Source organism: Streptomyces sp. CNQ329 (assembly GCF_000482585.1).
This window is the reverse complement of the sequence record NZ_AXVU01000027.1, coordinates 50,474-64,850: the sequence shown is the minus strand read 5'-3', so window position 1 is coordinate 64,850 and position 14,377 is coordinate 50,474. Positions and strand designations below refer to the sequence as shown.

The following is a 14,377-nucleotide window of genomic DNA, read 5'->3' as shown; positions in this document are numbered from 1 at the left end:
CTCACCATTCGATGCCCCGCTGGCCCTTCTGACCCGCGTCCATGGGGTGTTTGACCTTGCCCATCTCCGTGACGAGATCGGCGCATCCGACCAGCGGCGCGGGTGCGTTGCGGCCGGTGATGACGACGTGCTGGCTGCCCGGCCGCTCCCGCAGCACCGCGATCACCTCGGCGGTGTCCACCCAGCCCCAGTGCATCGGGTACGCGAACTCGTCGAGCACGTACAGCCGGTACGTCTGTGCCGCCAGGTCCCGCTTGACCTGCTCCCAGCCCTCCCGCGCCCTCGCCTCGTTGTCCGGCTCCGCCTCCCGGGCGGGCCGCTGGATCCACGACCAGCCCTCGCCCATCTTGTGCCACGCCACCGTGCCGCCCTCGCCGCTCGCGCCGAGGAGCCGCAGAGCCCGCTCCTCGCCGACCCGCCACTTGGCGGACTTCACGAACTGGAACACCCCGATCGGCCATCCCTGGTTCCAGGCCCGCAGCGCCAGCCCGAAGGCGGCCGTGGACTTCCCCTTGCCCGCGCCCGTGTGCACGACGACCAGCGGGCGGTTGCGGCGCTGCCGCGTCGTCAGGCCGTCGTCCGGTACGGCGGCCGGCCGTCCCTTCGGCATCAGGCGGCCCTCCTCGGCCCGCGCCCGGCGGCGGGCTCCTCGCGTACGGCAGGTGCGCGGCGGTCCGCGCGGACCTGCCGGACGAGCCCGCCGACCACCTCCGCCCGCAGCTCGCCCAGCGATACCGCCGTGCCGCGCAGCTCGCGTGCCAGCTCGCCCGCGAGCCCGAGCCGCACCGGCCCCGACTCGCAGTCGACGACTACCGAAGCGACCCCGTCGGCCGCCAGCAGGCGCGCCGCGCGGGCCGCCCGGCCGGCCGGTTCCGGGCCTCCCGTCGCCCTGCCGTCCGTGACGACCACCAGCAGCGGACGGCGCGCCGGGTCCCGCAGCCGCTCGACGCGCAGCGTCTCGCGGGCCCGCAGCAGCCCGGCGGCCAGCGGCGTGCGCCCGCCGGTGGGCAGCCGCCCCAGCTTCGCCGCCGCGGCATCCACCGACGAGGTCGGCGGCAGCACCAGCGCGGCGTCCCGGCCGCGGAACGTGAGGAGGCCCACCTTGTCGCGGCGCTGGTAGGCGTCGAGCAGCAGCGACAGCACCGCGCCCTTCACGGCACCCATGCGCTGGCGCGCACCCATCGAGCCGGAGGCGTCGACGGCGAAGAGCACGAGGTTCGACTCGCGGCCCTCGCGGACGGCCTCGCGCAGGTCGTCGCGGCGGAGGAGGAGACCGGGGCCGCGTCGGCCCCGAGCGCGCTGGTGCGGGGCGGCGGCCCGGACGGTGGCGGCCAGGTGCAGGTCGCCGAGGGGGCCGCTCGGGCGGCGGGCGGCGGTGGCGCGGCCGTGCGCGGTACGGGCACGGGAGCGGCGGCCCGCGGCACCCTCCCCGACCCCGGGTACGTCGAGGCGGCGGGTGCGGAACGGCTCGGCGGGGGCCGCGGGCCCGGCGTCGTGTGAGGGCGGGGCGGTCCCGGGCGGACAGCACTCCGTGCCGGGGTCCTCGGCGGGAGCGCCGGTGGCGGCGGGGGTGTCGCCGCGGGGCGCGGGGGTGTCGGTACGGGACCCCCCGGGGTCCCGCGGGCCGCCTGTCCTGTGCGGCGCCGTGTCGCCCGGGCCGCTGTCGCCGGGGCCGGCGTCCTCGGGGCCGGTGTCGCCGGGCCGGTGCCGATCGGCGTCCGGTCCGTCCTCGTCCCCGGGCCGCTTCCCACCACCACCGTCGCCGTCCGGCGGCCCGCCGTCCGTGCCGCCGTGCTCCCGCAGCGCCTCGTCCAGCTTCTCCTCGTCCAGCCCCGGCGCGTCGAACGGGTTGCGCCGCCGCCGGTGCGGCAGCGCCAGCAGTGCCGCCCGCCGCACGTCCTCCGCCGCCACCTCCGTACGCCCCGACCACGCCGCCAGCGCCGTCGCCGTACGGGCCATGACGATGTCCGCGCGCATCCCGTCCACCTCGAACGCCGCGCACGTCGCCGTGATCTGCCGCAGCGCCGCGTCGCCCAGCGCCACCGCGGGCAGCAGCGCCCGTGCCGCCGCGACGCGCGCCCGCAGCGCGTCCTCCTCCGCCGCCCAGCGCACCGCGAAGCCGGCCGGGTCCGCGTCGTACGCGAGCCGCCGCCGCACCACCTCCGCGCGCTCGGCCGGCTCGCGGGACGCCGCGACCTCGACGGTCAGCCCGAAGCGGTCCAGCAACTGCGGGCGCAGCTCGCCCTCCTCCGGGTTCATGGTGCCCACCAGCAGGAAGCGCGCCGCGTGCCGCACGGAGACGCCCTCGCGCTCCACATGGTTGGCGCCCATCGCCGCCGCGTCCAGCAGCAGGTCGACGAGGTGGTCGTGGAGCAGATTGACCTCGTCCACGTACAGCACGCCGCGGTGCGCCTCCGCCAGCAGCCCCGGTTCGAACGTCTTCCGGCCCTCGGCCAGCGCCCGTTCGATGTCCAGCGCTCCCGCGAGCCGGTCCTCGGACGCGCCCACCGGCAGCTCCACCAGCCGCGCCGCACGGGCAGTCGCGGGGCGCCCCGCCTCGTGCGGCCCGTCCGGGCAGCTGGCGTCCGGCGCGGCCGGGTCGCAGGAGAAGCGGCAGCCGGGCACGACGGCGACCTCGGGGAGCAGCGCGGCAAGCCCTCTGACCATGGTGGATTTGGCGGTCCCCTTCTCACCGCGTACGAGGACGCCGCCGACCGCCGGGCTGACTGCATTGAGCATGAGGGCCAGCCGAAGGCCGGCCATGCCGACGATGGCGGCGAACGGATAGGGGACGCTCACGCGATCATCCTTCCTTCGAGTGATGAGGCGGACTGTTCCTGCGGGCCGGTGGAGAGATCCGTGACACTCCTCACGCACCCCCACTGCCGCGGGGCGTTGCCCCGGGGACCGCCCGGTCGGCGGTCGTCCGAGTTCTCCGCTCCCCGCGCGTGCGGGGGTTGCGAGTGGGTCATTCCTCCCCCTCCAGATCGCCCTCGAGTTCGAGGTAGATCTCGCGGAGCCGGGCCAGGGTCCGCTGGTCCGGCTCCGCCCACAGGCCCCGTTGGGCCGCCTCCAGCAGCCGCTCGCCGATGCCGCGCAGCGCCCACGGGTTGGAGCGCCGCATGAACTCATGGTTCTGGGCGTCGAAGACGTACGCGGCGGCGAGCTTCTCGTACATCCAGTCGTCCACGACGCCCGCGGTGGCGTCGTAGCCGAAGAGGTAGTCCACGGTGGCGGCCATCTCGAACGCCCCCTTGTAGCCGTGCCGCCGCATCGCCGCCGTCCAGCGCGGATTGACCACCCGGGCGCGGAAGACGCGGTGCGTCTCCTCGCCGAGCGTGCGCGTCTTCACCTGCTCGGGCACGGCGCTGTCCCCGATGTACGCCTCGGGCGAGCCGCCCGTCAGATGGCGGACCGTCGCCACCATGCCGCCGTGGTACTGGAAGTAGTCGTCGGCGTCGGCGATGTCGTGCTCGCGCGTGTCGACGTTCTTCGCCGCCACCTGGATCCGCCGGAAGGCCGCCTCCATGTCGCCGCGCGCCGCCCGCCCGTCGAGCCCGCGGCCGTAGGCGTAGCCGCCCCAGACCGCGTACACCTCCGCGAGGTCCGCGTCGGAGCGCCAGTTGCGGGCGTCGATCAGCGGCAGCAGGCCGGCGCCGTACGCACCGGGCCTGGAGCCGAAGATACGGGCGGTGGCGCGGCGGCGGTCGCCGTGGACGGCGGTGTCCTCGTCCGCGTGCGCGCGCACGAAGTTGGCCTCCGGCGGCTCGTCCAGCTCCGCGACCGCGCGCACCGCCTCGTCCAGCAGGCCGATGACGTGCGGGAAGGCGTCGCGGAAGAAGCCGGAGATGCGGACGGTCACGTCGATGCGGGGCCGGCCCAGCTCCGCGGGCGGCACCACCTCGAAGCCCGTCACCCGCCGCGACGCGTCGTCCCACACCGGGCGGCAGCCCAGCAGCGCCAGGATCTCCGCGACGTCGTCGCCCTGGGTGCGCATGCAGGACGTGCCCCAGACCGTCAGCCCCACGGACTTCGGGTACGCGCCGTGGTCGGCGAGGTGGCGGGCGAGGAGGGAGCCGGCCAGGGCGCTGCCGACCTCCCAGGAGAGCCGGGAGGGGATGGCCTTGGGGTCGACGGAGTAGAAGTTGCGGCCGGTCGGCAGCACGTTGACCAGGCCGCGGGTGGGGGAGCCGGAGGGGCCCGCGGGTACGTACCCGCCGTCGAGCGCGTGGAGGACGTTGCCGATCTCGTCGCCGGTACGGCGCAGCCGCGGTACGAGTTCCGCGGCGGCGAACTCCAGTACCCGCACGGCGTCGGGGCACCCGGTCCCCAGCACCTCCGCCACGGCGGGGCGTGCGGCGGCGGCGGACCAGTCGTGCGCCTCCATGTACTCCGCGAGCCGGCGGGCCACGGACTCCAGTACGTCGACGGCGTCGGAAGCGGTACGCAGGGCCGGGGGCCGCCGGTCCGCCGCGGCGTCGGGAGCATCCGCGGCTTCCGCCGGACCGGGCCCGGCAGGCCGGCCGGCGCCCTGTGCGGCATGCCACGCGGCCAGCCTCGCCGGCACGGCGATCCGCGCCCCCGGCTGCGCCAGCAGCTCCGCCTCGACCAGCCCCGCCCGCGCCGCGAGCGCCGCCCGCAACCCCGGCAGCGCCCCCCCGGCGCCGCCCCACACCTGCGCGGAACGCAGCACCGCCAGCGTCAGGTTGACCCGCGCCTCCCCGGCCGGGCCCGCGCCGAGGACGTGCAGCCCGTCCCGTATCTGCACGTCCTTGATCTCGCACAGCCAGCCGTCGACGTGCAGCACGAACTCGTCGAACTCGGCGTCCTCCGGCTGCTCCGCCACGTGCAGGTCGTGGTGCAGCTCCGCGGCCCGTACCAGCGTCCAGATGTGGCTGCGCACCGCCGGGGCCTTCGCCGGATCCAGGTCGCAGACGAGCGCGTACTCGTCGAGCAACTGCTCCAGCTTCGCCAGGTCACCGTAGGAGTCGGCGCGGGCCATCGGCGGCACGAGGTGGTCGACCACGGTGGCGTGCCCGCGACGTTTGGCCTGGGTGCCCTCGCCCGGGTCGTTGACGATGAACGGGTAGACCAGCGGCAGGTCGCCCAGGACCGCGTCCGGCGCGCACCCGGCCGACAGGCCGAGGCCCTTGCCCGGCAGCCACTCCAGCGTGCCGTGCTTGCCCATGTGCACCAGGGCGTCGGCGCCGAACGTGCGGTCCAGCCAGCGGTACGCCGCCAGGTAGTGGTGTGACGGCGGCATGTCCGGGTCGTGGTAGATGGCGACGGGGTTCTCGCCGAAGCCGCGCGGCGGCTGGATCATCACCACCACGTTGCCGAAGCGCAGCGAGGCCAGCACGAGGGCGGGTCCGTCCTCACCGTCGTCCACGTACAGCTCGCCGGGCGGCTCGCCCCAGTGCTCGACGACCGACGCGCGCAACCCGGGGTCGAGGGCGGCGAACCACCGCTCGTAGTCGCCCAGCGGAACCCGGGCCGACGCCGCCGCCATCTGCTCCTCCGTCAGCCACTCCACGTCGTGCCCGCCGGCGGCGATGAGCCGGTGGATCAGCTCGTCGCCGTCGTCGGGGTGGCCCTCGACGCCGTAGCCCGCCGCCCGCAGCGCGTCGAGCAGCCTGACCGCGGAGGCGGGCGTGTCCAGGCCGACGGCGTTGCCCACCCGCGAGTGCTTGGTGGGGTACGCGGTGAAGACGAGCCCGATCCGCTTCTCGCCGTTCGGCGTGTGCCGCAGCCGCGCGTGCCGCACGGCGATCCCCGCCACGCGCCCGGCCCGCTCCGGGTCCGCCACGTACACCGGCACGCCGTCGGGACCGTCCTCCTTGAACGAGAACGGCACCGTCACCAGCCGCCCGTCGAACTCGGGGATCGCCACCTGCATCGCCGCGTCCATCGGCGACAGCGCGGCGTCCGAGGCCAGCCAGGCACCGCGTCCCGACGTCAGGCACAGCCCCTGCAGCACCGGCACGTCCAGCTCCGCGAGCGCCCCGACGTCCCACGCCTCGTCGTCCCCGCCGGCGGAGGCGTCGCCGGGCCGGGTGCCGCCGGAGGCGAGCACGGTCGCCACGAGAGCGTCGGCGCGGCCCAGCAGCTCGAACAGCCCGGGGTCTGCGCCCCGCAGCGAACCGCAGTACACGGGCAGGGCGTTGGCGCCCTGCGCCTCGACGGCGGTGCAGAGGGAGTCGACGAAGGCGGTGTTCCCGGAGAGTTCGTGGGCGCGGTAGAAGAGGACGCCGACGGTGGGGCGGTCGTCCTTCAGGACGTACGAACCGTGCACCCCGTAGGAGGGCATCCGCCGCGGCGGGGCGAAGCCCTCGCCGGTGAGCAGCACCGTGTCCGACAGGAACCGCGCCAGCTCGGCGAGGTTCCCGGGCCCGCCCTCGACGAGATACCGCAACGCCTCGGCGACCACCCCCGCGGGCACGGACGACTCGGCCATCAACTCGGCGTCGGGCACGGACTCGCCGCCGAGCAGCACGGTGGGCAGCCCGGCTTCGCGGAGGGCATCGAGCCCGTCCTCCCAGGCGCGCCTGCCCCCGAGAAGCCGTACGACCACGAGACCGGCACCGTCGAGGAGCCCGGGCAGGTCGCCGGGGGCGGTGCGGGCGGGGTTGGCGATACGGAAGTCCGCGCCGGAGGCGCGGGCGGCGAGGAGGTCGGTGTCGGCGGTGGAGAGCAGGAGCACAGTCGTCATCAGGGGCTCGCTTCGATGGGGAGCAGGGCGGCGCCGACGGTGGTGAGGAGGGCGAGGAAGCAGACACGGGAGGAGAGCCGGACGGCACGCTCGATGTCGTGTACGCCGGGAGGCCGTCCGGCCGGATGGAGAACAGGCCGGTACTCCCTGCGCCCCGCGTACGACAGCTCCCCGCCGAGCCGCAGTCCGAGCGCACCGGCGAACGCGGCCTCCACGGGGCCGGCGTTGGGGCTGGGATGCCGGGGCCCGTCCCGGCGCCAGACGCGCAGGGCGGTGCGGGGATCGGGCCCGGCGAGCGTCGCGAGCGCGGCGGTGAGCCGGGCGCCCGGACAGCCGGCGAGATCGTCGAGCCGGGCGGCGGCCCAGCCGAAGCGCAGATAGCGGGCGGACCTGTGCCCGACCATGGCGTCGAGGGTGTTGACGGCCCGGAACCCGGCAAGTCCGGGAACACCGCCGACCGCACCCCAGACCAGGGCACCGACGACGGCGTCGGAGGTGTTCTCGGCGACGGACTCGACGACGGCGCGGGCGATCCCGGCTTCGCCGAGCCGCTGCGGGTCGCGCCCGCAGAGGCGGGGAAGACGGCGGCGGGCGTCGTCGAGGTCGTGGTCGTGGAGGGCGCGGGCGATGCCGAGGGCCTCCCGCCGGAGGGAGGCCCCGCCGAGGACGGTCCAGGTGAGCAGGGCGGTGAGCCCGATGCGGGGGAGGAGGGCCGTCGCGGGCGCCGCCGGGCGGTGCAAAGGGGACCTCGCGGGTGCGAACGGGGCGGCGAGGCGGACGTGTGCCCCGGCCCCGCCCCTGCCCGAAACCAGGAGGCTGCGCCCCCGGGACCCCCACGGGCCCCGGCCTCCGCCCCCGGCGGGGCCCCGCCCCGGCGGCAGCGGCCGGGTTGCCGCTGTGGCCAGGGTGGCGGCGGCCAGCGTCGTGCCGGCGCAGAGCGCCGTGTGCAGGGCGCCCGCCGTGCGCGTGTCGCGCCACAAGCGGGTTTCCAGCGCCGTCGCGGCGCGGCCGAATGCCGCTACCGGGTGGGCGCGGCGCGGGTCGCCGACGATCCGGTCGGCGGCGTAGCCCAGGGTGGCGCCCAGGGCGTACGCCACCGCGCGGGGGCGGAGGCGCAGGGCGGGAGGTGACGCGGTCCGGGGTGTCATGGTGCCCGTTCGGTGAGGGGGCGGGGGCGGGTCGGGGTGCGGTCGGCGGGCTGGGCTTCCCCGGGCTCCGGGGGCGGAGCCCGGGGAAGCCCGGGGCGTAGCTCTGACGGCGCGGGGCTCGGTCCCGCGGAGGTCTCGGGGGCGTAGCCCCCGAGTTCCGGGAAGGGGCGGGGCCGGGGAACGGCCCTCTCAGCTCGCCACCCGCGCCCTGCGCAGCAGCAACCGCTCCGCCAACTCCCCGAACAGCAACCCGAACCCGACCCACAACACCCCGTGCACCGCCGCCGACGCCAGCCGGAACCGCCACAGCAGATCCCCCGGAAACCCCTCCGGCACCGCCACCGACGACTCCGGCAGCAGCGTCACCGCCGCGCCGGCCGCCACCACGAACACGGCGGCGCCCGCCACCGTCGCGTACCAGCCGCCGAGCCGCGGCACCAGCCGCCGCCCGATCACCGCCGCGCCGACCGCCAGCAGCACGCTCAGCAGCACCATCAGGAAGTACTGGGCCGTCCGTGTGCCGACCGTCTCCGGGTCGCCGACGCCCGGCGGGTTCGCCGGGTACTTCAGGAACGGCACCGCGAAGACCGCGACCAGTCCGCCGAGCGCGAGCAGCAGCGCCGTCGCCCGGGGGCCGAAGCGACCGACGCGGCCCAGCGCGTACGCCACCGCCGGCGCCGCGAGGCCGCCGAGCGCGACGCCGTAGACGAGCATGCCCGTCGCCAGCCCGGCGGTGGACTGGAGGGAACGGCTGACGAGTTCCTCATCCGCACCCGCACCCGCACCCGCACCCGCACCGGAGCCCGCGCCCGAGCCGTGATCGTGGCCGCCGCCCGGCTGCGCCTCCTGCTCGATCGCCGCATCCACCTGCGGTTCGCCCAGGACGTACGCCACGACCAGCGCGAGCACACCCGCACCCAGCCCCGCGAGCATCCCGCGCACCAGAAGCCCGCGCACCACCGCGGAGTTCAGCGTCATCACCGAGATCGCCCCCGCTCAGTGGCAGGGGAAGCCGAGCAGGTGCCGGCCGTCGTGCAGCCACTCGTGCACGCCCTCGCCCGACACCAGGGAGATCGCGCCCTGTTCGGCGCCGACGAAGTACAGCAGGACGAGCATCAGGAGTCCGCCGAGCAGCGCCCACGGGGCGATGGTCTTCAGCGGGAGGGGGGTGAGGAGCGGGCCGGCCGGTTCGTCGGCGGCGGGTGTCGTGGGTGACACGGCTGACTGAGCCATGGCGGAAACCTCCCTGGGATCACGCGTCCCATGCGGTGGAGCAGCTCACGACGGTGCGGGTCTGACTCACCGGACTCCGCCCCGCGGGGGAGTCGTCCGGCTCACAGTGGCGCGGCCGTGCCGGAATCTCACCGGGCTTCCGTTGCGCCGTCGTCTTCGGTTGACGAGGTGACGATACCGTCGCCTGCGGGCCGACGGCCATATGGCGTCCGTCGGGCGGGACACGGAAGGGGCAGGTGACACGGCTGGTGACGGTCCGGGTGATCCTTGTCACGCCGGCGGTCAACGCTGAGCTGCGGCACGCGGTGTTCGGCGCGGACGAGCCGCTGGACGCGGTGGGCCGACGTGCGGCGGAGCGCGCAGGCGCACGCGGGGCGGCTTCTCTGCGTACGCGCACGCCGGCGTACGCCGCGCCGTCGGTCCGCTGCCGGCAGACGGCGGACGCGCTGGGGCTCGCGGCGGAGCCCGAGGCGGAACTGGCGGACTGGGACGTCGGCCGCTGGCGCGGGCGGGGGCTGGAAGAGCTGGCGGCGGCGGAGGGCGAGGCGGTGCGGGCCTGGCTGACGGATCCGGCGGCGGCGCCGCACGGCGGGGAGTCGCTGCTGCAGTTGCGGGGCCGGGTGGGCGTGTGGCTCGACGGCCTGACCTGGGCAGTCGCCGAGGGCGGAGCCGCGGGCACGCACGATCCGGCCGGTCCCCGCACCCCGGAGTTTTGGAACGGCGCCGCCGCCCTTGGCCGCAGCCGCAGCCGCAGCGTCGTCGCCGTCGCCGAGGCCGCCGCCGTACGGGCCGCGGTGGTGCACGCGCTCGACCTGCCCTCCGCGGCCTTCTGGCGGCTGGACGTACCGCCTCTGACCGGTACGGAGCTGACCGGCCGCGCCGGCCGCTGGAACCTCCGCCTCGGAGTCCCCCTGGACCCGGATCCCGGCGCGGGCCCCGCTCCCGGCCCCGTCCCGGACCCCGGCCCCTGATCCCCGCAGGCGGGGGAATACCCCCGTCGCCCCGCCGGTTTGCCCGGTCATGCGAGTAGAGATCTGGTCCGACGTGATCTGCCCCTGGTGCTACATCGGCAAGGCCAGGTTCGAGAAGGGCCTCGCCGACTTCGCGGGCCGGGACGGCGTCGAGGTGGTGCACCGCTCGTTCGAGCTGTCCCCCGGGACCCCGCGAAGCGGCCGGCAGCCTCTCGGCGCGGAGCTGAAGGCCAGGTACGGCTGGGACGACGCGCAGCTCAAGGCGATGGAGGACCGGGTGGGCGCCGCCGCCGCGGCCGAAGGGCTCGGCATGCGCCACGACCGGTTCGTCACCGGCACCTTCGACCTGCACCGCCTCCTGCACCTCGCCAAGGAGCGCGGCCTGCAGGACCGGCTCCTCGACGCGCTCTTCACCGCGAACTTCGCCGAGGCACGCCCCTTCGGCGAGGACGACACCCTGGTCGACATCGCGACCGGCGCCGGCCTCGACGCCGACGAGGTGCGCGAGGTGCTCGCGGAGGAGGACGCCTACGCCGACGCCGTACGCGCCGACGAGAAGGAAGCCGCCGAGCTGGGCGCCAACGGCGTGCCCTTCTTCGTCATCGACCGCCGTTTCGCCGTCTCCGGCGGTCAGCCGGCGGAGGTCTTCACCCAGGCCCTGGAGCAGGCCGCCGTGCGCAGGCTGCAGGACGTCACGGGCACGGGCGGCCAGGGCCTCTGCGCGGACGACCACGCCTACGACGCCTCGTAGCGAACCGCACACGGACGCGGACGACGGCGAGCAGACGCGGACGCGCCCCCCGCCCGGGGATCCGGGCGGGGGGCGCGGCACGGTCCGGCGTCACGTACCCGCGGAGCGGGGGACGTACGCCGTGACGACGGCGCTCGGCGTCACCTCACCGGAGTGAAGTCCCGCGCGCCGATGTACTCCGGCCGCCGCACGGGCGCCGCGAACGGCTCGACCGCCGCGTTCTCCACGCTGTTGAACACGAGAAAAACGTTGCTGCGGGCATACGGCGTGATGTTGTCACCCGAGCCGTGCATGCAGTTGCAGTCGAACCACGTCGCCGACCCGGCCGAGCCGGTGAACAGCTTGATGCCGTGCGCCTCCGCCATCTCGGTCAGCGCCCCGTCCGACGGCGTGCCGGCGTCCTGCATCTGGAGCGACTGCTTGTAGTTGTCCTTCGGCGTGGCGCCCGCGCAGCCGAGGAAGGTCTTGTGCGACCCCGGCATGATCATGAGGCCGCCGTTGGTCTCGTAGTTCTCCGTCAGCGCGATCGAGACCGACACGGTCCTCATGTTCGGCAGGCCGTCCTCGGCGTGCCAGGTCTCGAAGTCCGAGTGCCAGTAGAAGCCGCTGGCACCGAACCCGGGCTTGACGTTGATCCGGCTCTGGTGGATGTACACGTCGGAGCCGAGGATCTGCCGCGCCCGGCCGAGGACGCGCTCGTCGCGCACCAGCTTGCCGAAGACGTCGCTGATCTTGTGGATCTCGAAGATGGAGCGTACGGACTGCGTGCGGGCCTCGACGATCGAGCGCGCGTCGGCGCGGATCTGCGGGTCGGCGACGAGCCGGTCCAGCTCGGCCCTGTACGTCTCCACCTCCTCCGCGGTGATCAACTGGTCGACCGTCAGGTAGCCGTTGCGCTCAAAGCCCTCCAGTTCCCAGGGCGGGATGGGCCCGTCGGCACCCGGTTCCGACCAGACCACCGGGTCCTGACGCGGCGTGCTCACTTCTTCGGCGCCGCGCGTCGGGTAGAGATCGGTGACAGTCGGGCTGGCCATGGTTCTCAGTCCTCCTCAGTCAGCAGGGGGTACACCCCGTTCTCGTCGTGGTCCTCACGGCCCGTGACCGGCGGATTGAAGACGCAGATGCAGCGGAAGTCCTGCTTGATCCGCATCGTGTGCTTCTCGTGCCCGTCCAGCAGGTACATCGTTCCCGGCGTGATGACGTGCTTCTCGCCGGTCTCGTCGTTGGTGAGTTCGGCTTCGCCCTCGGTGCAGACGACGGCCTCGATGTGGTTGGCGTACCACATGGAGGTCTCGGTACCCGCGTAGAGCACGGTCTCGTGGAGGGAGAAGCCGACGCGCTCCTTCGCGAGCACGATGCGCTTGCTCTCCCAGGTGCCCGACGCGGATTTGATGTGCCGGTCGGTGCCCTCAAGCTCTTGGAAGGATCGGACGATCACGGTGCTTCTGTGCCTCTCTTTCGGGTTCGGTTCGGCCGTCAGGCGGTCTCGCGGACCGCGCGAGCGAGGGTGCGCAGTCCCATGTCCAGATCGTCCGGCGTCGTCGTCAGCGCCGGCAGCAGCTTGACGACCTCGCTCTGCGGCCCCGAGGTCTCCAGGATGAGTCCCAGCTCGAAGGCGCGCCGGCACACCCGCGTGGCCCGCGCCGGGTCGGGGAACTCGAGCCCCCACACCATGCCGCGGCCGCGGTAGGTCGCGTCGGCGTCGGAGTGCTCCGCGCAGATCGCGACGAGCGCCTGCTCGATCTGCTCGCCGCGGGCGAGGGTCTGCCTCTCCATCTGCCCGTCGGCCCAGTACGTGTCGAGCGCCGCGGTGGCGGTGACGAAGGCCGGGTTGTTGCCGCGGAACGTGCCGTTGTGCTCGCCCGGCTCCCAGATGTCCAGCTCGGGCTTGAAGAGGGTGAGCGACATCGGCAGCCCGTAGCCGCTGAGGGACTTGGACAGCGTGACGATGTCCGGCGTGATGCCCGCGTCCTCGAAGGAGAAGAAGCCTCCGGTACGGCCGCAGCCCATCTGGATGTCATCGACGATGAGCAGCATGTCGCGGCGTTTGCACAGCTCGGCGAGGCCGCGGAGCCACTCGGCGCGGGCCACGTTGATGCCGCCCTCGCCCTGGATGGTCTCGACGATGACGGCGGCGGGCTTGTTGAGCCCGGAGCCCTGGTCCTCCAGCAGCCGCTCGAACCACAGGAAGTCCGGGACCTGGCCGTCGAGGTAGTTGTCGAACGGCATCGGGGTGCCGTGCACCAGCGGGATACCGGCGCCGGCGCGCTTGAAGGCGTTGCCGGTGACGGCGAGCGAGCCGAGCGACATGCCGTGGAAGGCGTTGGTGAACGAGACGATCGCCTCGCGGCCCTTGACCTTCCGGGCCAGCTTCAGCGCGGCCTCGACGGCGTTGGTGCCCGTGGGCCCCGGGAACATGACCTTGTAGGGCAGGTCGCGGGGGCGCAGGACGACGTTCTGGAACGTCTCCAGGAACGCGCGCTTGGCCGTGGTGGCCATGTCCAGGCCGTGCACGAGGCCGTCGCGCTCCAGGTAGTCGAGGAGGGCGCGCTTGAGTACGGCGTTGTTGTGGCCGTAGTTGAGGGATCCGGCGCCGGCGAAGAAGTCGAGGTAGGTGTGGCCGTCCTCGTCGTACAGATAGCTGCCCTGGGCCCGGTCGAAGACCGCGGGCCAGCCACGGCAGTAGCTGCGCACCTCCGACTCCAGGGTCTCGAAGACGCTCAGGGCGGGCGGTGTGATGGTCACAGCGTTCTCCTGGGAGATGATCCGATGTGCGGGGGGTGCGAATGGGGTCGGGTGCTCAGCCCGCGAGAGGGCCGATGCGATACAGCAGCTCGGGCTCGTGACCGTCCGGGAAGTGCTCCCCGCGGAACAGCACGTCCCGGTCGACGCCGGCGCCGTGGCGGCGCGCGTACGAGCGGAAGAGCTGGTCGGAGGCGGAGTTGTCCGGAGTGATGGTCGTTTCGAGCCGCCGTATGCCGCGGTCCTGCAGCGCGCGCTCGGTCAGCCCGTCGAGCAGCGCGCCGGCGAGTCCGCGCCCGCGGAACGCGGCGTCCACGGCGATCTGCCAGACGACGAGGGTCTCCGGCCGCGCAGGCCGGATATAGCCGGTGACAAAGCCGACCGGGGCGCCGTCCGAGTCCCGTGCCACGACGGTGGTGTCGGCGAAGTCGCGACACCACAGCAGGTAGCTGTACGAGGAGTTGAGGTCGAGCGACCCGGAGTCGCGTGCGATGCGCCAGATTGCGGCGCCGTCCTCGATTCGCGGGGTGTCCAGCCGGACACCCGCCTCGTCTGCAGCCGCGGAGCGGGGTTTATCGGGAGGGCCTGCTAGGTCTGCTTGTGCGGCAGTCATGCAGATTTAATTTACCTAGGGGAAATCGAAATCGCACGGCCGGTAGGGGTTACAAAAGGGGCGTAGGTGTGTTATCCGCGGGCACGCGCGAGCGCGCGAGCCGACGGGCATATGCCCGGTATCTCACGGAATTCCCCGAGGAACGTGGCGCCCGAAGCGGAAATGTAACAGATTGATAACGACTCCGGCCAGTGTCCGGATTGAGAAGGT

The 14,377-nt window shown here is 74.1% G+C and carries 12 protein-coding genes and 1 riboswitch; of the genes, 2 read left to right on the top strand and 10 right to left on the bottom strand.

Annotated elements, in window-relative coordinates:
• Position 1: 1 nt before the first annotated feature.
• The 6 genes from cobO to I003_RS0119225 all read right to left on the bottom strand — a co-directional run bounded on the left by cobO (position 2) and on the right by I003_RS0119225 (position 9,090).
• Positions 2-610 carry a cob(I)yrinic acid a,c-diamide adenosyltransferase gene (gene cobO / locus I003_RS0119250; protein WP_027772996.1) on the bottom strand — a complete coding sequence of 203 codons (609 nt, stop codon included), beginning with the start codon at positions 608-610 and terminating at the stop codon, positions 2-4.
• Positions 610-2,763 carry a putative cobaltochelatase gene (locus I003_RS0119245; protein WP_486584293.1) on the bottom strand — a complete coding sequence of 718 codons (2,154 nt, stop codon included), beginning with the start codon at positions 2,761-2,763 and terminating at the stop codon, positions 610-612. The genes cobO and I003_RS0119245 overlap by 1 nt, the downstream gene beginning before the upstream one ends.
• A gap of 205 nt (positions 2,764-2,968) precedes the next feature.
• On the bottom strand, positions 2,969-6,709 hold the full coding sequence (gene cobN, locus I003_RS0119240) for a cobaltochelatase subunit CobN (RefSeq protein WP_027772994.1): 3,741 nt from the start codon (positions 6,707-6,709) through the stop codon (positions 2,969-2,971).
• Positions 6,709-7,857: a cobalamin biosynthesis protein gene (locus tag I003_RS0119235; RefSeq protein ID WP_051368330.1), complete on the bottom strand. Its 1,149-nt coding sequence runs from the start codon at positions 7,855-7,857 to the stop codon at positions 6,709-6,711. The genes cobN and I003_RS0119235 overlap by 1 nt, the downstream gene beginning before the upstream one ends.
• Before the next feature lie 189 nt (positions 7,858-8,046).
• A complete protein-coding gene (locus tag I003_RS0119230; protein ID WP_027772992.1) occupies positions 8,047-8,829 on the bottom strand; it encodes a CbtA family protein in 783 nt (260 codons plus the stop codon).
• Positions 8,830-8,853: 24 nt separating this feature from the next.
• Entirely contained in the window at positions 8,854-9,090 is a 237-nt protein-coding gene (locus I003_RS0119225; RefSeq protein ID WP_027772991.1) for a CbtB domain-containing protein, read from the bottom strand.
• A gap of 35 nt (positions 9,091-9,125) precedes the next feature.
• Positions 9,126-9,287, bottom strand: a riboswitch (cobalamin riboswitch).
• Positions 9,288-9,326: 39 nt separating this feature from the next.
• Here I003_RS0119225 and I003_RS32660 point away from each other — a divergent pair.
• Together I003_RS32660 and I003_RS0119215 are read left to right on the top strand one after the other, a co-directional pair.
• A complete protein-coding gene (locus I003_RS32660; RefSeq protein WP_486584292.1) occupies positions 9,327-10,061 on the top strand; it encodes a histidine phosphatase family protein in 735 nt (244 codons plus the stop codon).
• 49 nt (positions 10,062-10,110) lie between these two features.
• Complete coding sequence (locus I003_RS0119215) at positions 10,111-10,812, top strand: DsbA family oxidoreductase (RefSeq protein ID WP_027772990.1); 702 nt, start codon at positions 10,111-10,113, stop codon at positions 10,810-10,812.
• Positions 10,813-10,952: 140 nt separating this feature from the next.
• On the opposite strand, the gene thpD is transcribed toward I003_RS0119215, so the two are convergent.
• Genes thpD through ectA form a run of 4 tightly spaced genes read right to left on the bottom strand, consistent with a single transcriptional unit; the run spans position 10,953 to position 14,167 of the window.
• On the bottom strand, positions 10,953-11,846 hold the full coding sequence (gene thpD / locus I003_RS0119210; protein ID WP_027772989.1) for an ectoine hydroxylase: 894 nt from the start codon (positions 11,844-11,846) through the stop codon (positions 10,953-10,955).
• Positions 11,847-11,851: 5 nt separating this feature from the next.
• Entirely contained in the window at positions 11,852-12,250 is a 399-nt protein-coding gene (locus tag I003_RS0119205) for an ectoine synthase (RefSeq protein ID WP_027772988.1), read from the bottom strand.
• Positions 12,251-12,288: 38 nt separating this feature from the next.
• Positions 12,289-13,557, bottom strand: a complete 1,269-nt coding sequence (gene ectB, locus I003_RS0119200) for a diaminobutyrate--2-oxoglutarate transaminase (protein ID WP_027772987.1) — start codon at positions 13,555-13,557, stop codon at positions 12,289-12,291.
• A gap of 55 nt (positions 13,558-13,612) precedes the next feature.
• On the bottom strand, positions 13,613-14,167 hold the full coding sequence (ectA, locus tag I003_RS0119195; RefSeq protein WP_199784325.1) for a diaminobutyrate acetyltransferase: 555 nt from the start codon (positions 14,165-14,167) through the stop codon (positions 13,613-13,615).
• Between the last annotated feature and the right edge of the window lie 210 nt (positions 14,168-14,377).